Source organism: Peribacillus sp. NPDC076916 (genome assembly GCF_050269675.1).
In the GTDB taxonomy this organism is placed as follows: Bacteria; Bacillota; Bacilli; order Bacillales; family DSM-1321; genus Peribacillus; species Peribacillus aracenensis.
Map to the genome: position 1 here is coordinate 470,738 of NZ_JBNNIU010000003.1, position 20,949 is coordinate 491,686.

At 42.8% G+C, this 20,949-nt stretch carries 19 protein-coding genes and 2 pseudogenes; 16 read left to right on the top strand and 5 right to left on the bottom strand.

All coding sequences use genetic code 11. From position 1 onward, the window contains the following. The first annotated feature begins 112 nt into the window (after positions 1-112). From ACQKFG_RS11850 to ACQKFG_RS11870, 5 genes are all read left to right on the top strand, one after another. Positions 113-2,626 (top strand): PEP/pyruvate-binding domain-containing protein, encoded by a 2,514-nt coding sequence (locus ACQKFG_RS11850; protein WP_427559125.1) that lies wholly within the window; start codon positions 113-115, stop codon positions 2,624-2,626. Between the two features lie 42 nt (positions 2,627-2,668). After that, on the top strand, positions 2,669-4,003 hold the full coding sequence (locus tag ACQKFG_RS11855) for an MFS transporter (RefSeq protein WP_427559128.1): 1,335 nt from the start codon (positions 2,669-2,671) through the stop codon (positions 4,001-4,003). Positions 4,004-4,117: 114 nt separating this feature from the next. After that, the gene (locus ACQKFG_RS11860; protein ID WP_034309364.1) at positions 4,118-4,429 is read left to right on the top strand and encodes a rhodanese-like domain-containing protein; all 312 of its coding nucleotides are present in this window, start codon (positions 4,118-4,120) and stop codon (positions 4,427-4,429) included. Positions 4,430-4,695: 266 nt separating this feature from the next. Next, a complete protein-coding gene (locus ACQKFG_RS11865) occupies positions 4,696-5,778 on the top strand; it encodes a tartrate dehydrogenase (protein WP_427559131.1) in 1,083 nt (360 codons plus the stop codon). A gap of 64 nt (positions 5,779-5,842) precedes the next feature. Then, positions 5,843-6,028 carry a sporulation protein Cse60 gene (locus ACQKFG_RS11870; protein ID WP_048682016.1) on the top strand — a complete coding sequence of 62 codons (186 nt, stop codon included), beginning with the start codon at positions 5,843-5,845 and terminating at the stop codon, positions 6,026-6,028. 117 nt (positions 6,029-6,145) lie between these two features. Here the strand turns inward: ACQKFG_RS11870 and ACQKFG_RS11875 are convergent. Continuing rightward, a pseudogene (locus ACQKFG_RS11875) lies at positions 6,146-6,886 on the bottom strand (SDR family NAD(P)-dependent oxidoreductase); the annotation flags it as partial. Positions 6,887-7,032: 146 nt separating this feature from the next. On the opposite strand from ACQKFG_RS11875, the gene ACQKFG_RS11880 reads away from it, so the two are divergent. The 3 genes from ACQKFG_RS11880 (at position 7,033) to ACQKFG_RS11890 (ending at position 8,334) form a co-directional block, all read left to right on the top strand. Beyond that, the gene (locus ACQKFG_RS11880) at positions 7,033-7,203 is read left to right on the top strand and encodes a hypothetical protein (RefSeq protein WP_169803975.1); all 171 of its coding nucleotides are present in this window, start codon (positions 7,033-7,035) and stop codon (positions 7,201-7,203) included. Between the two features lie 241 nt (positions 7,204-7,444). Continuing rightward, positions 7,445-8,005 carry an MEDS domain-containing protein gene (locus ACQKFG_RS11885; protein WP_192206152.1) on the top strand — a complete coding sequence of 187 codons (561 nt, stop codon included), beginning with the start codon at positions 7,445-7,447 and terminating at the stop codon, positions 8,003-8,005. Positions 8,006-8,079: 74 nt separating this feature from the next. Next, complete coding sequence (locus tag ACQKFG_RS11890) at positions 8,080-8,334, top strand: MGMT family protein (protein ID WP_063232865.1); 255 nt, start codon at positions 8,080-8,082, stop codon at positions 8,332-8,334. A gap of 116 nt (positions 8,335-8,450) precedes the next feature. Here ACQKFG_RS11890 and ACQKFG_RS11895 read toward each other — a convergent pair whose 3' ends face one another. Further along, on the bottom strand, positions 8,451-9,716 hold the full coding sequence (locus tag ACQKFG_RS11895; RefSeq protein WP_192206150.1) for an NAD(P)/FAD-dependent oxidoreductase: 1,266 nt from the start codon (positions 9,714-9,716) through the stop codon (positions 8,451-8,453). Positions 9,717-9,921: 205 nt separating this feature from the next. On the opposite strand from ACQKFG_RS11895, the gene ACQKFG_RS11900 reads away from it, so the two are divergent. Continuing rightward, the gene (locus ACQKFG_RS11900; RefSeq protein WP_192206149.1) at positions 9,922-11,523 is read left to right on the top strand and encodes a putative polysaccharide biosynthesis protein; all 1,602 of its coding nucleotides are present in this window, start codon (positions 9,922-9,924) and stop codon (positions 11,521-11,523) included. Positions 11,524-11,646: 123 nt separating this feature from the next. Continuing rightward, positions 11,647-12,369, top strand: coding sequence for a pseudouridine synthase (locus tag ACQKFG_RS11905; protein ID WP_076364518.1), 723 nt, complete (start codon positions 11,647-11,649; stop codon positions 12,367-12,369). Positions 12,370-12,455: 86 nt separating this feature from the next. Here ACQKFG_RS11905 and ACQKFG_RS11910 read toward each other — a convergent pair whose 3' ends face one another. Continuing rightward, complete coding sequence (locus ACQKFG_RS11910) at positions 12,456-12,677, bottom strand: DeoR family transcriptional regulator (protein WP_034309346.1); 222 nt, start codon at positions 12,675-12,677, stop codon at positions 12,456-12,458. A 539-nt stretch (positions 12,678-13,216) separates the two neighbouring features. Between ACQKFG_RS11910 and ACQKFG_RS11915 the strand changes: the two genes are divergently transcribed. The 6 genes and pseudogenes from ACQKFG_RS11915 (at position 13,217) to ACQKFG_RS11940 (ending at position 18,124) form a co-directional block, all read left to right on the top strand. Further along, positions 13,217-13,567, top strand: coding sequence for a hypothetical protein (locus tag ACQKFG_RS11915; RefSeq protein ID WP_192206148.1), 351 nt, complete (start codon positions 13,217-13,219; stop codon positions 13,565-13,567). Between the two features lie 172 nt (positions 13,568-13,739). Further along, positions 13,740-14,509 (top strand): annotated as a pseudogene (locus ACQKFG_RS11920) (isocitrate lyase/PEP mutase family protein). Between the two features lie 23 nt (positions 14,510-14,532). Then, positions 14,533-15,087, top strand: a complete 555-nt coding sequence (locus ACQKFG_RS11925) for a bifunctional transcriptional activator/DNA repair enzyme AdaA (protein ID WP_427559136.1) — start codon at positions 14,533-14,535, stop codon at positions 15,085-15,087. 120 nt (positions 15,088-15,207) lie between these two features. Continuing rightward, positions 15,208-15,633, top strand: a complete 426-nt coding sequence (locus tag ACQKFG_RS11930; RefSeq protein ID WP_427559711.1) for a methylated-DNA--[protein]-cysteine S-methyltransferase — start codon at positions 15,208-15,210, stop codon at positions 15,631-15,633. A gap of 725 nt (positions 15,634-16,358) precedes the next feature. Beyond that, positions 16,359-16,838: a hypothetical protein gene (locus ACQKFG_RS11935; protein ID WP_427559139.1), complete on the top strand. Its 480-nt coding sequence runs from the start codon at positions 16,359-16,361 to the stop codon at positions 16,836-16,838. A gap of 221 nt (positions 16,839-17,059) precedes the next feature. Continuing rightward, positions 17,060-18,124, top strand: coding sequence for an NAD(P)/FAD-dependent oxidoreductase (locus tag ACQKFG_RS11940; RefSeq protein ID WP_427559142.1), 1,065 nt, complete (start codon positions 17,060-17,062; stop codon positions 18,122-18,124). Positions 18,125-18,173: 49 nt separating this feature from the next. Here ACQKFG_RS11940 and ACQKFG_RS11945 read toward each other — a convergent pair whose 3' ends face one another. Beyond that, positions 18,174-20,120, bottom strand: a complete 1,947-nt coding sequence (locus ACQKFG_RS11945) for an FtsX-like permease family protein (RefSeq protein ID WP_427559145.1) — start codon at positions 20,118-20,120, stop codon at positions 18,174-18,176. Beyond that, a complete protein-coding gene (locus ACQKFG_RS11950; RefSeq protein WP_342614322.1) occupies positions 20,110-20,871 on the bottom strand; it encodes an ABC transporter ATP-binding protein in 762 nt (253 codons plus the stop codon). Before ACQKFG_RS11950 ends, ACQKFG_RS11945 begins: the two co-directional genes overlap by 11 nt. Between the last annotated feature and the right edge of the window lie 78 nt (positions 20,872-20,949).

The following is a 20,949-nucleotide window of genomic DNA, read 5'->3' on the forward strand; positions in this document are numbered from 1 at the left end:
CCTTTTCAAATGCAATGTAACAGGATTTCCTTTATGGTTGAGAGTGGGATTTATACCTATAAATGGGTATTTCTCAGTCTTGGATATTCAACGTGATGGAAGGGGAGCGAATATGTATACAGAGCGATTTGAAAATGCTGCTGAGTCCAAAGAAATCGTAGGGGGAAAAGCTTTACATTTAATTAAAATGACGAAGTTGGGCATGCCCGTGCCAAATGGGTTTGTCATTAGCAATGATTCATTCGTGCATTTCGTAGAAAGAAATGAACTGGATTTACAAAGTGAAGCCATCCAGGCCGAGATTATGGAGGCGAGCATCCCGGATGATTTGTCAAGCACCCTGTTGAGCTCTTTTCATGAGCTGCGGGAAGACTATGCATCGGTGGCAGTCCGTTCCTCTTCGGGTGCAGAAGACCTGGAAGGGGCATCCTTTGCCGGTCAGTATGAAACATACCTGAATGTTAAAACGGATGAAGAATTCCTATCAAGGGTAAAAGGCTGCTGGGCTTCCTGTTTCGAGAACCGGGTTCGGCAATATACCGAAACCATTCATGAAAATGCTGAAAAAATATCAATGGGCGTTGTGGTCCAAGGTCTGATACATTCAGATGTTTCAGGAGTGATTTTCAGCCAGGACCCCGTTACGTACAATCCAGATCATATAGTGATAAATGCCAGTTATGGGCTCGGGGAGGCGGTGGTATCCGGTATTGTGACACCTGATACCTATTTGGCTAAACGTGATGGTACGAAGATCGAGAAAATCAGGGGCCGCAAAGAGCTGAAAATAGTTTCCGGCTCCAAAGGCACGTTAGAAGTGGAAACCACAAAAGCGGAACAGGAGGCATATTGCCTCAATGATGCGCTGCTTACACAATTGACCGAATTGACACTGGAGGTGGAGAAGCATTATGGGCATCCTGTCGATTTGGAATTCGCCATTCAAAATCAAAAAGTATATCTCTTGCAAGCTCGCCCGATTACAACGTTGATCGAAGACGCTGAAGTCATTCCAGAAGCCAGGAAAGAATTTATTTTGGATCGGACTGATAAGGAGGACTTTTGGTTTTTGATAGATTCAAGATTTCCTGATCCAATTTCCCCGTTATTCGCATCCATAGTCACCCAGCCATTTTATCAAGGAATGGCTAAAGCGGCAGAGGAACTCAGGGAACCGTCGGGATACATCCAAATGAAAGTCCATAACGGGTATTATTACGGAAAGCAAATCCACCTAGAAACGGACCCACAGCAATTATTCATGGAAAACGAAAAGCTTATGGAGAACTTGTATCCAGATTTGACGAACAGGATGCATGATATTATCCATGATCATTTATTGCCGATTTATCGATATATGGATGAAGAAACTTCGATGGAATTCACGGCAGCAAAAGCGATAAGAGGGTTGGGTGAGTTAGAAGGTTTTTTCAAAGAGGTCTATTACTGGCATTTCATGATCGTCCTTCCGCTTGCGGGTATTACTATTAAACTTGAACGGCTATTCAAAAGCTTGCTGGGGACCGAACCTCCCCATGAACTCTACCAATCTATGGCTGGAGTGATGAATAAGTCACTGGAGTCCGATCGAATACTGTGGCAATTATCTTTGAAAGCGAAAAATGAACCTCAGTTGCTGAAGGTGATCATGGATGCTGATGAAGGAAATTTATCCCGGGGTCTGAGCGAGTTTGGAAAAGGGAAGGATTTTCTGGAACGTGTTGATAATTTCGTCAATGTTTATGGGTACAGATGCCTTAAGGCACATGATTTCGTTGGGGAAACCTGGATTGAAAATCCTGAGCATGTACTGCAAATCATTAAGAATTTCATCATCAATGGATATGATTTCGATAAAGAATTCGAAACGGCAGTAGCTGACGGGAAACGGATATACCAAAGGTTTTTAAATGGAATTGAAGATTCTGCTGAGCGGGACGAATTTAAAAAATATTACCAAATGGTCTTGGATGCTGCTGTAATCACGGATGATCATCATTTTTATATTGATGCCATGTTCGATGCAAAGGCACGTTTATACTTATTGAAAGTAAGTGAGCTTTTAGTTGAACAGAACGTGCTGGATGACGCGGAAGATATTTGGTTTTTATATAAAGATGAGGTCATATCCGCTTTGGATGCCCCCCACACTTTAAAGGAAACGGTATTGGAACGGAAAAGGCAATATGATTTACAGGGTAAAATGAAAACGCCATCATATTTTGGGGAACCTACGGATGAAGAGCGTGCTTTCGTGGAAATGGTGTTTGGCTCATTGGAAGAAAACAAGGAAAATACGTCGAGTACGATTAAAGGAATTTCAGCATCCAAAGGAGTATGCGAAGGAAAAGTCAAGGTGATATCCGGTATGCATGAAGCCTCTCATTTTAAAAAAGGAGATATTCTGGTCTGCAGGAACACGACACCAGTCTGGACGTCCTTTTTCCAGGATGCAATAGCAATCATTACCGATACAGGCGGCATGCTGTCCCATTCTGCGATCATTGCCAGGGAATATCGGATTCCGGCAGTGTTAGGGACAAAAATAGGAACGGATCGCTTAAAAGATGGAGATCGTGTCATAGTCGATGGGAATACGGGAACCGTTACGATTATCGATGGATGAGCAAGTAGAACAAAGTGTTGTTTGAAGGACTGAGGTGAAAGAATGGGCAGACAGAAAGAATTCCTGATGATCATTTTTACTTTAATGGCGGCGTTTCTCGTACCGATCAATTCAACGATGATTTCGATAGCACTGGGCTCGATTTCAGACTTTTACGGTTTGGATATCCACAGTGTCACTTTGGTCGTCACCATCTATCTCATTGTAATGGCCGTTACCCAGCCGATTGCGGGTAAACTTGGGGATTTATATGGCAATCGTAAAATCTATATAATTGGCATATTACTATTCCTTGCTGCCTCGATTGGATGCGGGCTTGCGCTAAATATAGGCATGCTTGTCGCTTTTCGGTCACTGCAGGCCATAGGGGGCGGATTGCTGATCCCGAATGTCGTTGCCCTTATCCGGCAGACCGTTTCACGTGAGCGGCTCCCGGGGGTGTTGGGATTTTTCGGGTTGGGAATGGGTCTGGGAGCAGCGGTAGGTCCATTGATAGGATCGCTTTTGATTGCTGTAGCCAGTTGGAAAGCGATATTCTTGGTTAATGTCCCTTTTTTATTGGGGGCACTTGCTGGAGGCCTTTTTCTTTTACCAAAACTGCAGAAAAAGCATTCCCGACAGCCATTGGACATTATCGGTTCCATTTATTTAGCCGTTACGATCACTTTATTGATTACTTTAACTCATGCAAAATCAACGGCGATGTACATCGTACTCGGTATGGGGAGCCTTCTTTTCCTGGGATTATTCGTACGGAAAGAACGGTCTGTCCCATCCCCGATTATAGACTTTAGCTTATTTAAGAGTCCTATATTCGTGAATGCCAATTTATCTGTATTGATCAATAATTTCACGATGTATGCGATTTTGTTGGTCATGCCGCTGATCATGACCACAAAAATGGATATTTCGGCTTCCATGAGCGGTGTCATGTTATCACTGTTCTCCATTTCAATGGCTATTAGCAATATGATAGGCGGACAGCTTAATCGGAAATACCCTTCGGAAAAGGTCATATTCCTTTCATTCGCCATCACGGTGTTAACGAATCTATTATTCTTATTCGTCATCCAATTCCAGTCGATTTTGTATCTAGCCGTCACACTTATCGTGAATGGGTTGGCTATCGGTTTAGGGCTTACAAGCATGCAGGTCGCTTCCCTGGAAGCCGTGGAGGAATCCGCATCGGGCTCGGCATCGGGAATCTTTTCGACCTTTCGATATTTCGGGAGCATCATCTCATCTACATTGATAGGGATCATCGCCAATTATTCGATCCTTTTCGGTATCCTGATAGTGGCGGCAGTGTTAGGAGCCATTTTAACCAGGATGGTTTTTAGAAGCAATAAAAATTTGAGTGTAGAAGATAATTTCTGAAAATAAATACATGGCATGAGGGAATTTTCATCAACGAATCCATTACGTGATGTTAAACTGGAAATTTTGCTATAATGAAAAAGATAAATCAAATGATAATTCGAGGTGCTAATTATGGAAGAAATCAAAATCATTACAACTGAAGAAGTGGAAGCTAAGCTTGAGGCAGGCGAAGCGATGGAACTTGTCGATGTTCGTGAAGACGAAGAAGTGCAAGAGGGAATGATCGAAGGCGCGAAACATATCCGCATGAATGACATCCCGGCGAACCTTGACTATTTTGATAAAGAAAAAGAATATATTTTTATCTGCCGTTCAGGACGCCGCAGTGAAAATGTATGCCATTATCTTCAGGAACAAGGATATAAAGTGGCAAACATGGTTGGCGGAATGCTTGAATGGGACGGCGAAGTCATCGTTAAATGAAGTTCTTCAAAAAGACCTGTCACTTTTGTACGCGTAAATCCAAGAATGTGACGGCTTATTTGAATGAAGAGAGAAAAAAGATCATGGTTTGTTCACAATGCCGTGAATATGCGGAAAGACGCGCATATTTGAAGACGTGAAAAAAAGAGCCCTTTCATCATGAAAGGGCTCTTTTTTTCTGTATAACCCCCTTGACGGGAATGCAGAAATGATATGTTAAAATTAGGTAGTGAAATCAGAAAATATAGAAAAAGGGGAGTGGAAGAATGAATGTTCATAAAATAGCGGTCATTGCGGGTGATGGGATTGGCCCTGAGGTGATAAATGAGGGGGTAAAGGTACTTAAGGAAGTGGCTGAAATTGCCGGGGATTTTTCTTTCGAGTTCACCTATTTTCCATGGGGCTGTGAATATTACCTGGAGCATGGCAAAATGCTGCCCGACGACGGACTGGATCAACTGATGAAGTTTGACGCCGTGTATCTTGGGGCTGTCGGTTATCCTGGTGTCCCGGACCATATTTCCTTACGTGAACTTCTGCTGAAAATCAGAAAGGGATTTGACCAATATGTGAATGTCCGACCCGTTAAATTGCTTCAAGGTGCACCCTGTCCATTAAAAGACGTGACTCGTGACCAAATCGATATGGTTGTCATCCGTGAAAACAGTGAAGGGGAATATTCCGGCGCCGGTGATTGGCTTTTTAAAGGTAAGCCGGAAGAAGTGGTACTGCAGACGGGAGTCTTTTCCCGAAAAGGAACGGAGAGGATCATCCGTTATGCGTATGAACTGGCGCGTAAGACGGGCAGGACGCTAACGAGCATAAGCAAGGCGAACGCATTGAATTATTCAATGGTTTTTTGGGATCAGGTTTTTGAAGAATTTGGACAGGAGTATCCGGAAGTAGAAACGAATTCCTATCTGGTCGACGCGGCAAGCATGTATTTTGTCAAACAGCCCGAACGCTTTCAAATCGTCGTCACCTCCAATTTATTCGGTGACATCATCACGGATTTAGGTGCTGCCATTGCAGGCGGGATGGGACTGGCGGCTGGTGCCAATTTAAACCCGGAACGGATTTATCCTTCGATGTTCGAACCGATTCATGGTTCAGCCCCGGATATAGCACATCAAGGCATCGCGAATCCACTTGCGGCCATATGGTCCGCCAGCCAGATTCTCGATTTCTTTGGGCATGAGATTTGGGGTGCAAAAATTTTGGACGTGATCGAACAGGTGATGGTCGATAAAAAGGCGCTGACTCCTGATATGGGCGGGGCAGCTTCTACAGAAGAAGTCGGGGATGAAGTTGTTGCAATATTATCCGCGTTACAAACAAATCAAGTATAAACATCATGAAAAATGGGCATCCTGCACAATAACTATCATTATAGTAAAAGGGCGGGGAGAGCCGATGATACAAGTCAAATTATTTGATTATGAGCATGAAAAGGATCTAGAGGACGAAATGAACTTTTTCCTTGAAGACATTCGCGATAATCAGATCGTCGATATCAAATATAATGTCGCCACTACAGGTGAAGAGGAAGAGGAACAGATTTACTGTTTCAGTGCGATGATCATTTATAAGAAAAAATAAAGGCTGGCCGGCAACTCCATCATTCATATCAGACTACCTATTGCTGCAAGGCGGGCAATCCAAGGTAGTCTTCTTTCGTGTGGGCGGAGGTATATTCGATGTGGGAGATTACGACGTTCCGGGCGCAACGGCGTTCACCCGGATGCCTTGATCGACAAGACTGTTTGCCAAGGCACGTGTGAAACCAATATTGGCCCCTTTAGTAGCCGTGTAATCAATTAATTGCTTATTCCCATTAAACGTCACGACAGAAGATGTATTAATGATGGAGGACCCAGCTTTTAAATGGGGAAGGGCAGCACGGGTCGTGTAGAAATGGGAATAGATATTGACTTTAAAGGTATCATCGAATTGCTCATCCGTAATATCAAGCAAGCTTATTTGCTGAAATTAAATACCCACGTGGTTACAGAGAATATCGAGCTTTCCGAATGTTTCGATGGTGTCTTCCACGATATGGATGCATTGCTGCTTATCCCTTAAGTCACCAGGCAGCAGTAAGCAACGTTGTCCAAGCTCTTCAATTCTCGTTTTAGTCCGATTGGCATCCTCATGTTCATCCAGATAAGCGATGGAAACATCTGCACCTTCTTTAGCAAAAGCGATGGCAGCCGCAGCTCCAATCCCACTATCCCCGCCAGTTATCAATGCGACCTTTCCGGTTAGTTTCCCACTGCCCCTGTAATTGGGATTTTCGATGATGGGCCTGGGCACCATTAATTTTTCTACACCTGGCTGGCGGAATTGGCGTTGCTCAGGAACCGTGATGGGAACGTCTTGATAACGGGTGATCCTTCCATAATTCGGATGCATGGGATAGCTTTTACCAGATGATTTCTTTTTCTTATCTTCTGCCATGGGGGGCCTCCTAAAAAAGAATTTAGTCCGGTTACTTTATGATGATCAGGTATATGCCGTGCATGAAGAACATGTATGGGGACGGGCTCGATGCCGTGCAGCGCGAATATGCTGAAGAGTAGAAAAAAGTTTTTGGAGGCCTCGATATGCCCTATTATTATAGCGAAGAAGTGAAGTTGTTATTGGTCGAACAATCGGATGAAAAAGTGGAATTGTTATATGATTCCAACCCAAATACCTTCGAATTGCCGCTTATCGGACCAAGACCGCCCTATTATTATAACCCGCGATATGTGCCGTATTATCCCGTGATTTAAAGGTTACCATCAAAAGGGAAAATGGATGAAGAACGGAGTCCGCAGAATTGGGCTGCCTTGGTCTTTCAATGAGTGGACTAAATGCAGCCTCCATTCGACTCAACGAAAATTCCCAATCATAGCAGATGACATTAGGAAAAACTGACTATATTCTTCTATGAATTTTACAAATACGGAGATAATGGTTAAAGTTATACATAATACACAGTGCGGACTGGTGTATTTGAAGGAGAGAGCCAATTTGGATAATAAAATGTTACAACTACTAGAAGATATACAGCAATCGGATGGTGGCCATATTTTATACTGTTTTAATGAATTGGAAGCCTACATTGAAAATGAGGCAACTTTCATCATTGCCGGTGTTGAACAGGGAGACCATATCCTGGTCGTCGAAAATGACCGTATCTTTCCTTTCGTGTATAAGAAATTGCAGCTTCATTTAAACGAGGAGCAATTGGAGCAAGTGCATCTTATCAATAATTTTGATTTTTATTGTTTTCATGGAGACTTCCATCCTTCGACTATGGTTAATTATTTCTTGGAAAATATCGATATATATACTAAACGCAATCAGCACGTGCGGACTTGGGGCCACGTTGAATGGGGCCACGACGATCAAGCAAGCTTAGCGATAGGCGAATATGAAAAAGGAATCGACAAACCGATCGAGGAACGTGGATTGATTTCCGTTTGTGCATACGATGACTGCAGAATACCTGCCGAGCTTAAAACAAACTTGATCAAGCATCATGGGGTCCTGATAACCGATGAAAAAATCACGATGTTAGTAAACGGATAAAAGGGGAGAACCATTTGGAAAGTTTTACTGAACGGGTAATTACTATCATTAAACATATCCCTTCCGGTAAAGTGATGACATACGGTCAAATCGGACAGCTCGCCGGTAGTCCGCGAGGTGCAAGGCAGGTCGTAAGGATCCTTCATTCAAGCAGCAAAAAACATGACCTTCCTTGGCACCGGGTAATCAATGCCAAGGGAGAAATCGGCATAAAAGCGGAGGGCGCCGCAGAACACCAGAAGGCGATGCTCGAGAGTGAAGGCATCACATTCACGGAACGGAATACCATTGACCTCGAAGCTTTTCGCTATCATCCAGAAATATTTTAAACGGGAAAGCCAGATAAAAGAGGCGGCGCGGGTGCCCGACGAGAAACCCAAGTAACGGACTTACGAAATCGAATTAAAAAGAGGCTGATCCAAGCGGATCAGCCTCTTTTTAGGAATTATGAACGGGCATGCATGGCAGCATTCATACCGGCTAGTCTTCCGGTTACTAATGCCGATGTGATATTATAGCCGCCTGTGTATCCGTGTATATCCAGAATTTCACCGCAAAAATACAGTCCGGCCATCAGTTTGGATGCCATTTCTTTTGGGTGTATTTCTTTGACGGATACGCCCCCGCCCGTGACGAAGGCCTTTTCTAGAGGCTGGGTGCCGTGTACTCCGAATTGGAAGTCCTTGCATAGTTCTGCAAGGTGGCGGATCTTTTCATTTGATATCGTCGCTCCTTGTTCTTGAAGGTCGATGCCGCTTCGCTCAAGCAGAAAGTGAAGGTATCGTTCAGGAACTAAACCTTTTAAAGTATTTTTAATGGCTTTTTTCGGTTCTGCCTTGATTTCCTTCATGATGTCTTGGAAGACCTCTTCCTTGTTTCGGTCCGGCAGGGCATCGAGTTTCATTGTCACTTCCGAAAGGTTCCATTTTTTCATCGCTTTCACGACGAATTGGCTGCATCTTAGAACAGCTGGACCGGAGACGCCAAAATGGGTGAAGAGCATATCCATTTGGTGTGTGATCAGGGCCTTGCCCTTTGGGTTAAGGACACTCAATGAAACATCGCGAAGTGCGAGACCTTGGAGTGTTCGATCTTTAATGAATGTTTCCTGGCTAAGTACGGGAACTTCAGTTGGGAACAGTTCGGTAATCGTATGCCCCGCCTTTTTAGCCCATGCGTAGCCGTCTCCGGTCGAACCGGTGTGGGGAACTGATTTCCCGCCGACTGCAATCACGACTGCACCTGTATCGATGGTCTGTCCATCTTTTAACCGGACGCCGCTTGTTTTTCCATGTTCATAGAGAACTTCCGCTACTGGAGAGTTCTTATAGATCGTTACTTTTAAATTAGAGAGGCGCGTCAGAAGGGCATCCACGACACTTTGCGCTTTATCGTTGACGGGGAACATCCGGCCATGGTCCTCTTCTTTTAGGGCCACGCCCAATTTTTCAAAGAATTGAATAATGTCTTCATTATTGAACTCTGAGAAAGCGCTGTATAGAAATCGCCCGTTTCCAGGGATATGCTGAATGATTTCATCGATTGAGAGCCTGTTCGTCACGTTGCAGCGTCCGCCGCCCGAGATGGCTAGCTTCCTGCCAAGCTTCTCGCCCTTATCCACTAACAAGACATGTGCCCCTTTTTCCCCGGCAGCTATTGCTGCCATCAATCCGGAAGGACCGCCGCCAATTACCACTACATCATATTTCAAATTGATCACCACTTTATCATTTTCAGTCTCTTCATTATATAGCAAGAGCCCGTCAGATTGCGAATGTAGAAAAAAAGGAATTATTTGTTTGTGTATTATCTTCGAAAACGATAAACTTGAGTGTAGTTTTCTATAGAAAAAATACTTTAATATGATAAGATAAAGAGCGTGTGAAACGTAACTGACAGAGGCAGGAAGGGATTAGATGTCATCTAAGTTTTTAAAAGGGGCTTTTATATTAACGCTGGGAGCGATCATTTCCAAGGTACTTGGTTTATTTTACGTCATCCCATTTGAACATATGGTTGGGAATAAAGGGGCAACCCTCTATCAATATGGGTACGTTCCATATACCATTTTCATTAGCTTTGCGACGGCAGGCATGCCGCTTGCTGTTTCTAAATTCATTTCGAAGTATAATGCGCTCGAGGAGTACGCCGTCGGTGAGAAGTTATTTAAATCGAGCCTGAAATTAATGCTTGTCACCGGTTTTCTCGCTTTTTTGATTCTCTATACGATGGCACCGATGTTCACTGGGGTCTTTGGGGTCAGGCAGGAAGATGTCAAAGATGTCACGGAGATCATACGGGCAGTCAGCTTCGCCTTGATTTTTGTACCGTTCATGAGCATCATCCGCGGCTTCTTTCAAGGTCATGAGGCGATGGAGCCAACGGCCATATCTCAGGTAATCGAACAAATTGTCCGCATCGTGTTCCTTTTGGCCGGTGTGTATGTTGTTTTGAATGTCCTTGATGGAGAGTTAGTGAGAGCCATCCAAATAGCTACCTTCGCGGCGACGGTCGGGGCTGTCGGCGGTTTAGTGGTGTTATTTTGGTATTGGAAAAAACAAAAACCATATTTGGACAGCTTGATGAAGAAAGACCGGGGGACGATGGAAATTTCCCTGAAGGAAATCTATAAAGAAATATTTCTATCATCGATTCCTTTCATATTCGTCGGAATCGCGATGCCAATGTTTCAGTTTGCGGACTTATTATCTTTCAATAAGGCGATGTCGTCCATCGGGTTGCAGCATGTCGCAGAAGATGCCCTTGGGGTGTTGAATGTATATGCCCAGAAGCTTGTCTTGATTCCGATGACGCTTGCAACCGGGTTTTCAATGGCGCTTCTTCCTTCGGTGACGAAGGCATATGTAAGCGAGGATTCGGAAGAGTTAAACCGCCAGCTGAACCAAGCTTTTCAAATTTTGTTGTTCATTACGATTCCGGCGGTCGTTGGCATGTCGGTGCTGGCCGATCCGATCTATAGTGCCTTTTACAGCCATGATCCACTTGGAATCAGTGTCCTGAAGGCATATGCGCCCGTTTCCATCTTGTTTGCGCTTTTCTCCGTTTCGGCGGCGATATTACAAGGGATCAATCAGCAAAAATATACGGTGCTCAGCCTGCTTTTGGGCTTTTTAATCAAATTGAGCTTGAATATCCCGTTAATCAAGATGTTTGAAACGGAAGGATCCGTTTATGCTACGGCATTCGGCTATTTGGCTGCTGTGCTGCTGAATTTGTATGTCATTACCTACTTTACTGGATATCGTTACAGCCTTACCATCAGACGATCCGTTTTGATTTCCGTTTTTTCAGTGATAATGGGACTGGCTGCATGGGGCATGAACAGTTTATTATCGTTGTGGCTTACAACGGAAGGGCGATTCCAGGCGATTTTGATCGTGGCCGTTTGTGCAATTCTTGGAGCGCTCATTTATGCGGCGCTTTCCCTGAAAAGCAAACTTGCCCATCGTTTGTTCGGTGCCCGGATCGATCGGTTAAAAGCTAAATTAGGATTATAAGCTGGAAGTTTGATGTGTAAAAAAAAGGGTATTGAATGGTGAATCCCCAAATTAAAATATCGTGGCCTTGCCTGTCATTAAAGTGGGCAAGGCTTTTTATGGAAAAGGCTTTAGGAGGAAATGATGAGAATTGATAAGATTTTATCCAATATTGGTTATGGCAGCAGGAAAGAAGTGAAAAAGCTCCTGAAATCCGGCGCCGTCAAGGTCAATGACAGGCTGCTCAAGGACCCGAAGGAACAAGTGGACCCTGATACGGAAATCGTGACGGTTCATGGTGAACGGGTTGAATACAGGGAATTCATTTATTTAATGATGAATAAACCGCCAGGCGTATTGTCGGCAACGGAGGACAACTACCAAGAAACGGTCATCGACATCTTGGAGCCGGAAGATTCAGTTTTCGAGCCATTTCCTGTAGGCCGTCTTGATAAGGACACAGAAGGTTTATTGCTGATCACGAATGACGGAAAGCTTGCCCACCAACTGCTGTCCCCGAAGAAACATGTCCCTAAAACATATTTTGCGGTCATTGATGGCGAAGTGACGGAACGGGATATCGAGGCATTCCGCAATGGCGTGACCTTGGATGATGGATACGAAACAAAACCAGGTGAATTGAACATTTTAAAATCAGGTCTGACATCCGATATCGAGCTGACGATCATGGAAGGGAAGTTCCATCAGGTGAAGCGGATGTTTGAGGCCGTTGGCAAACGTGTCGTCTATCTTAAACGTCTTTCCATGGGGAGTTTACAGCTTGATGAGGAACTGGAGCTTGGTGAATACCGTGAGTTGACGGCGGAGGAGCTTGAACAGTTAAAGGCGGGCCAACCGGCTGAATGATATGTGGAAACAAAAAATGAGGCGGACAAAAAATTGTCCGCCTCAAAGTATTTTACATATCGATCTTGTTCGGGTGGTCGTTCTTTTTACGATGACATCTTCACCTTTTTACTTGTTGTCGTCCAAAGGCCTCGGCTTGGGCTTTGAACAAGGTCATTGTATGCTAAGACATTTAAATCGCGCTGCACAGTTCGAGGAGTGATGCCAAATTCTTCTACAAGCTCTTGAGTAGAAACCGTACCGTTATTACTAATGAACATATAAACGGATTTAATACGGGTTAACATGCGATTTGTTGAAGGTTTCAAAAAATCACTCCTTATTCTTTTCATTGTTATTTTGAACAAATGAAAACAACCGATATGTCGGACAGCATTTCAGCTGTCACTATGTACTTGCTATACCCACCCTATAACTCCTCGGAAACATTTAGAAAAAATAAGATGTCATTAGCTTCATTCTACCCCTTTGCAAAAGCAAATTCTAGGGAAAAATACTAATTGACTAAATATTACATTTATTATATCAAATTTTAACAAAATTATTCTTTATACATATACAAAATTAATAAAGAGTTGTTCCATTTGTTCTTGATCTTATTTTGCCAATACAGGACGCTTAATATGCATTTCGAGATTCGAGATGTCACACAACACGTACGTTGACTTTTATGGCATGTACATATTACTTTACGTAAAATGATTATAAATCGTAATTATTACGCTTTGTGTATGAATAGGTGCTTGATGGCTTGCGGTTACGATGTCATAATGAGGTATCGGGCCGTATAGTTTTTTCATACATATCTAAAAGGATTTAAATATAAACCAATTCGAGGTAGAGCCATATGAACGAAAGATTAATGGAGTTTTTATTGCGCGACGAAGTAACCAGACTTTCTGGCGTCAAAAAACAAGTGTATGAATTCATCGTGAACGAAGAAGATTATCTTGCATCGAAGGCGGACACGGTCGATCAATTCATGAGATTGCTTGTCAAGCATTCACCGCCAAGGCTCGCTGCCCGTCATTTCAATATGCCCTACGGGGAAATCATTCGTTTCATGAATGAAATAGAAGATGAACTGAATGAGAGATTAGAGGAAAGATGCAAGAAAGTAAAATGGATGGACTTCACGGAAAAGGACCAACAGGCATTTGTGGAATATCATAGAAAGTTATATCTATTCGTAAATTAATAGGTTCATGAAAATGCCCCGGTATGAAAGGGCATTTTTTATTTGTTCGGAACCGTTAAACGGGAACCCGGCACAACCATTGTATAAATGGACCATAAGAGCAATAATGAGGACGATTTGGAGCCGGATTGATTGTTAAAATGAGAACAAATAAATTTTAGGAGCAAATATTATGACTAACATAAAGGAATTCAATGAATTACACTTTTCGAACGACCTGTTGATATTGGGGAATGCCTGGGATCTATTATCGGCCTTGATTCTCGTGAAAGCAGGATTCAAGGCAATTGAACGACAAGCTGTGGAATTGCCAACTCCCTTGGTCATTCTGATGGCGAATTGATTGATTTTGAAAGACATTTAGGTATCATTAAGCTTATTGCGGATAATGTGAAAATTCCCGTCACTGCGGATATTGAAGCAGGCTATGGTGAAACCGCAGAAAAGATTGTCGATAATGTGTTAAGGACGGCAGACGTCGGTGTTGCCAGGATCAATATTGAGGATTCGCTCAAAAAACAAAAAGGGCTAAGAGATATATCCGAACACTGCAGCCTACTAGTAAAAATAAGAGAATCATTGGATAACAATGGGTATGAGGGTTTTTACATCAATGCTAGAACAGATACTTATTTTCAAAAAGAAAATCCTCTTCAGGAAACAATAAAGCGGGCAAAAGCGTATGTGGAGAGTGGAGCAAGCGGAATATTCATCCCTGGATTAACGAACTATGATGAAATAAAGGAAATCACTTTGAATATAGGTGCCCCCCTTAATGTATTATCTTTGCCTGGATTAACGAATGGTAAGGAGCTTGAAGAATTAGGCGTGAAACGTCTCAGTTTCGGAAATGCCCTATCCGATAAAGTCATTGCATTGTTAGAAAGAGATACAGCACGAATAGTAGAGCTAAATGACACCTCACATTTATATGGGAACTAAAACCTGAAAGGATGCGGAGTATAATGGCTGATGCTATCAATCTTTCCTTTGAAGAAATGTGGGAGAAAATCATTGCCTGCGACCCTAAATATGACGGATTATTCTTTACGGCTGTAAAGACTACAAAAATATACTGCCGCCCTTCATGCAGGTCAAGGAAGCCGAAAAAAATAAATGTGAAATTCTATCATGATATCGATGAAGTCGAAAAGGCTGGCTTCCGTGCTTGCAAAAGATGCCAACCGGAAGTTGATGATTCCCCGCAGATGCGACTTGTCAGAGATGTCATCGTTTTTCTGGTAAATCAGTATAACCAAAAGGTGGAGTTAAAGGATATTGCCAACCATGTCGGTGTAAGTTCCTATTATCTGGAACGGCTATTCAAAAAGGAAACATTAGAAACTCCCCGTTCCTATTTGGAAAAAATAAGAGTCGATAAAGCGGCATTTCTTCTAACAAGCACAAGTCTAACGAATCTCGAGATTTCCCTTGAAGTAGGATTCCAAAGCCCTTCGAACTTTTATAAGGTATTTCGCCGTTTGAAACATTGTTCTCCCAGTGAATATCGAAACATGTAGGAAAAGGGGAATTGAAAAAAATGGGGTGGGAGGCAGGCATCTGCTTCCTTCTATCTAGGAGGTCTTTATATGGGTGAATTAGTTAAATTAGATTATGTATCGCCGATTGGAATAATCTAGATATCAGGAACAAATGAGGCCATCTGTTCCATAATGTTCGCTGAAAGGGATATAAAGATAAATATTATGCAAGATCAAACACCCAAGGTTTTGGTGGAGTGCTTTCATCAGCTTGATGAGTATTTCAAAGGTGAACGCAGGGAATTTACATTTCCTTATTTACTTGAAGGGACCATCTTCCAAAAAAACGTGTGGAATGCCTTAACAGGAATCCTGTACGCTAACACGGGTTCGTATAAAGACATCGCCGTTACAATCGGTAATGAAAAAGCCATAAGGGCAGTAGGGAGCGCTAATGGCCGGAATAAGTTAAGCATCGTGATTCCTTGTCATCGGATAATAGGTTCAAATGGGAAATTAACCGGTTATGCGGGTGGCTTATGGAGAAAGGAATGGCTCCTTCAGCATGAAAGGAATTTTAAGTAGGATACTTGGCTAAACTTTATGGGAATCGCCAGGACCCAGTCAGACAAAGCCATGAAAATAGCTTGAGTTTCACTCTCCATTGATGGAGGACACAGTTTTTTTATTTCAAGTTGCAGTTGATTTCAGAAATTCGCTCCCTTTCCGCCGACTGTCTGCCAAGCCTCCTCGACGCAAGCGTATGTGGGGTCTTGGCTAGCCAGTAATTCGGCAGGAGTGTCGCAAATTTCTTCAATCCAATAGGGATTACAGTAAAAAAACATAAAGGATAATTTAATCTTAAACATGGTTCGGGATGAGCCTGATTTCCTTTAAAATCATGGTCGGGGTGAGAGTATTCCGATTCTCCTTTATTATCTAGTTTGTAGACAAAAGGGGTTCTATCTTTTAAAACAAATTTGATTGAGTTGGTATGCGAGACTCCTGCGGGAAAAGCGAGTCCAGGGGAGACCCCACAGGCGCAAAAGCGCCGAGGAGGCTTCCGGACCGCCCGCGGAAAGCGAGTGCCTGGAGAGGAAATCAAATTTTTACACCGACTCAAAAAAAATGTAGACAAAAGGGGTTCTATCTTTTAAAACAAATTTGATTGGAGTTGGTGTGCGAGACTCCTGCGGGAAAAGCGAGTCCAGGGGAGACCCCACAGGCGCAAAGCGCCGAGGAGGCTTCCGGACCCCCCGCGGAAAGCGAGTGCCTGGAGTGGAAATCAACGTTGTGATGAAGGTGAAGCTTTGGGCCAATTGGTCCTTGAACATCATTTATTATGGATTTCCCCGTCATTTGTTAAAACGTTCTTCGTACCAAATGCTTTGAAGAAAGGGTATCGGCCGGATTTCCATGTCACCCCGGATGCAACCCACTCGATTGGAAGGCCTTATCCTTACATGATATATCGGAATATGGAAGAATTGAAGTTAACCGCATCATGGAAGGTAGTGAAGGTAGGAGATACCGTTTCCGATATGCAGGAGGGAGTCAATGCTGGGGTATGGTCGGTCGGAATCATTGTCGGAAGCTCCGAGATGGGATTGAGTTTGAATGAGTATACAAGTTTACCAGAACAAGATAAACAAAATCTCATCTCTAAAACGGCAGACACCTTTATGCAAAACGGGGCAGACTTCACCATCAAAACGATCGAGGAACTGCCTGAACTCATAGATCGGATCAACCTTCTTATAACAGAAGGGAAAAGACCTCATTCAAGCTAATATTCAGTGCCAGAAAAGTGCAGCATCTTTCATCCTTGAGTAGGAATGAAGGATGCTGCACTTTTTTTCGCTTGCCTGAACATCATTTGGCTTATTTCAATCTCATTCATTATGTTTTTTTGAAATTAACCTTCACTGCTTATTGTAAAAAGTGAAAAAAGAGTGTACCATTAAATGAGAATGATAATCAATAACAATTGATTACCGGGGAGTGGACGTAAATGGAACAGCAAGATTTATTTGATGTAACGGTTATTGGGGGAGGGCCAGCAGGCCTTTACTCCACTTTTTATAGCGGACTTAGAGAAATGAAAGTTAAACTGATTGAATACCAGCCAAGGCTAGGCGGGAAAATTCATGTCTATCCGGAGAAAATGATTTGGGATGTTGGAGGGCTGACACCCACAACTGGGGAGAAATTGATTGAGCAGCTGGTGGAGCAAGGTTTAACATTCAGTCCAACAGTCGTCTTGAATGAAAAAGTGGAATCCATCACACGCAATGAAAAAGGTATCTTCGTTTTACATACGGCTTCTGGTAAAATGCACTTTTCCAAGACGATCATTGTCGCGGTTGGCGGCGGAATCCTGAATCCGCAAAAGTTGGAAATAGACGGGGCAGAAAGGTTTGAAGTCTCCAATTTAAACTATACTGTTAAGTCTTTCAATCGATTCAAGGATAAGACGGTGATCATTTCAGGCGGCGGGAATTCTGCTATAGACTGGGCAAACGAATTGGAGCCCATCGCCAAAAAGGTGTATCTGACATATAGGAAAGATAGTTTAGCAGGTCATGAATCACAAGCAAGGCAATTGATGGAAAGCTCTGCTATTTGTTTCTTGAATACGACGATTACAAAACTGATCGCCTGCGCTGATCATGAATCAATTGAGCATGTTGAACTGACGAATCACGCAACGGGAGAGGTTTCTTACTTGCCGATCGACGAAGTCATCATCAATCATGGTTATGAGCGGGATACATCGCTGCTTCGAAATAGTAAAGTGAATATAGCCATAGCCGACAATTATTATATTGAGGGCACTTCTTCAAGTGAATCCTCGATGGATGGAATATACGCTGCCGGTGATATCCTTAAGCATGAAGGTAAATTGAACCTGATAGCAGGTACTTTTCAAGATGCAGCAAATGCCGTAAACAAAGCAAAGCAATATATCCAGCCTGACGCTCACGGAGTGGGGATGGTTTCTTCCCATAATGAAATCTTTAAAAAGCGCAACAGGGAATTGATCAAGGAAATGATGAAACCGGCTGGGGTACTTTAAAGGGGAAATAAAAGCTCCAGGGCCTCATGGGCCCTGGAGCTTTTAGCACCTATAGAGATTCTTTGATGACCTTTTTGTAATGGAATACGGATAGGATTCCGAAGATCGAATACAATGCCGTATATAATGCCATAACGATGATCATCGGTGTCCAAACTTCGGTCCCGAATAAGAACCATCCTGATTGGACTGCGAAATAACTGTGAAGCAGCCCGACGACTAAAGGAATGCCGAAATTGAAAACTTGTTTTGCTTGGATTCCTCTTAACAAGTCACCTCGTGTGAATCCCAGTTTCCTTAAGATGGTGTAATTGGATTTTTCACCTTCACTTTCATCCATTTGCTTGAAATAGAGGATGCAACCGGATGTGATGAGGAAGGTTAATCCCAAGAAGGCGACGATGAACATGATAAGGCCCATATTCTTCTTCTGGTTGTTGAACATTTCCAATTGGGAATCATTTACATGTTCTTCTTTGAAATTCATTTTATTGAATAGATCATTCGCTTTTTCAAGTTCAGCTTCATCCTTCACATCAATGCCGATATTTACAGATGAAACCTTTTGGATTTTCGGGTCGATATCCTTTTTCAAACGGTCGAATATCGTTTGGTCTACAATGGCAACGGGCATTCCGCCACTCGTGAAGTAATAGGACAGGATACTATCATCATTCAATCCCATGTATGTTTGCGGAATCACTTCGTGTTTGCCCTTCAGTTCAATCTTTCCGGAATCCTTCAAGGACATGACCTTCTCCATCATATTACTGTATCCGCTGAAAAGGGTCTCATCTTCGGCGAGGTTGATTCCTTTAACAGCTTCATCACTGATGACGGGAACGGTCATGATATCCGGATCGAAGTTCACTCCTTCCAGGCTGGTTTCCATTACTTCCTTTACATTGACATCCACTTGAATGACATCGATCACCTTTTCGTCATAATCAATTTTACTGTCTGATAATGTTTTCTTGAATGCATTTGCATCTTCCGTATCCGTCATTGAAAAATCGGTGGGGATATAGGTTTGTGCACTCTTCTCCGCTGAGTAGTAGGAGATATAGCTTAATGATAATAATCCAATCGCCAGAGCGGAAACGGTCGTGATGATCGTCAATAATACCGCATTCGATTTCATCCGGAACATGATGGATGAAAGGGACAATACTTCATTGATGTTCAAATAGCCATTTTTCTTTTTACGGACGATATTAAAGATGAAGCTTACGGATCCTTTATAGAATAGGTAGGTACCGATGATGACGGTTCCTAAAATGAAGACCATGGCCATGAAAAGCTCGGTCATCTCTGAAAAAGCTCCATCGAATAATTTGGATGAGACGACATAGCCGGCAATGATCAGGATGATTCCGAATATCCCGATGATCATTTCGAACATCGAAACCTTTTTCACTTTTCCTTCCGTCATTGAAGTCACTCTAAATAATGAAAGGATGGTCTGCCTTTTAATGAAGGCATAATTCATCAACATGATGAAAAGATAGATGGCGCTAAAAACAAGAATGGTCTGAACAAGCGGCTGAAAAGAAAATTTTAGGGTCGCGATCGCCTGGACACCCATTATTTTAAACAGTATCATGATGATCAATTTTGATGCAGCAAACCCTACAAAGATTCCCAGGAATACGGAACAGAAATACAGGATCAGGTTTTCCGCGCTCAGGATCCGGAATATCCTGTTCTTGGTCATGCCTATCAATTGGAATAAGCCAATTTCCTTACTGCGTCTTTTTATGAAAATGCTATTGGCATATAAAAGGAATATGGAAACAATCGCAACAAGCAGGATCGATGCAGCCTTGATGGAGGCGGCCCCTTTCACCGTACCCTCCACTTCATCCAGCGATGGGTCATATTGCAAGGTGACAAAGGCAAAATAAAGAGAAGCGCTGAAGACCAGGGCAAACACATACAGATAATAGTTTTTCAAATTCTTCTTCAGATTTCGAAAGATGAGTTGATTAATGCTCATTTTGAACCCCTCCCAATACACCTTGTGTTTTCATGATGTCCTTGAAGAAGGTTTGTCTGGATTGTTCCCCTTTATTCAATTGTGTATATATTTGTCCATCTTTAATGAAAATGACTCGGCTGCAATAACTGGCCGCCACTGGGTCGTGGGTTACCATGATGATGGTCGCTTTGCGCTTTTGATTCATTTCGCTCAGTTTGTTCAGTAAATCGGAAGCTGATTTGGAGTCAAGCGCCCCAGTCGGTTCATCCGCAAAAATGATGCTTGGGTCATGGATGAAAGCCCGTGCTGCAGACGTGCGCTGTTTTTGACCGCCGGAAATTTCATTTGGGTATTTATCTTTCACTTCATATATGCCCAGTTCCTTCGCCACGGCTTCAAACCTTTGTGCCGCTTCATTATGGGGTGTTTTTGTAATGGATAAGGGCAGAAGGATATTTTCTTTGACGGTCAGTGTGTCCAATAAGTTATATTCCTGGAAGATGAAGCCTAGATGGTTCTTCCGAAATTCGGCCAACTGCTTTTCTTTCATCCCTGAAATCACTTTTCCATCGATTGTAATGGTGCCGTTGCTGATTTTATCGATCGAGGAAAGGACATTAAGCAAAGTCGTTTTTCCCGAACCGGATGCACCCATGATACTTACGAATTCACCTTCTTGTATGCTGATATCAAGACCCTTTAATACTTCTTGTTTATTGAATTTATTACCATAGCTTTTATGGATTTTTTTCGCTTCTAATATATTCATTTGGATACACTCCTTTTTTTCTATATCCTCATTATAAAAGGCCGTGAATTTCTTTTCCTTCGTTTGGACGAACAAAGA